General features: G+C 62.4%; 1 protein-coding gene. It reads right to left on the reverse strand.

Translation table 11 applies throughout. The features are described 5' to 3' along the window. On the reverse strand, positions 1–274 hold a 274-nt coding region (locus tag SB764_RS40065; protein WP_410866759.1), incomplete at both ends, for an ISAs1 family transposase.

The raw sequence follows: 274 nt of genomic DNA on the forward strand, positions 1-274 counted from the left end.
CGGCGCAGGATCGCGAAGTTTTGTGCTGCATTGTCCACCTGGGCACGACAGTGATCCTCGCCAAAGGCGACATCGAGCACCCAATGCATGCTGTTTTCGATGGCCCAGTGGGCGCGCACCGTCTCGTTGATCCGTTTCGGGTCAGCGGGCAGGCTGTTCACGTAGTAGCGCCGTTCCAGCGAAACGCGGCCTTCGATCTCGCGGGTGGCCTCCATCATCGCCACCGAACGCCGGCCGGCCCATTTGCCGTCCTCATCCCGCCAGTCAATCATGT

The organism is Paraburkholderia sp. SIMBA_027 (assembly GCF_046535315.1).
Lineage (GTDB): Bacteria > Pseudomonadota > Gammaproteobacteria > Burkholderiales > Burkholderiaceae > Paraburkholderia > Paraburkholderia tropica.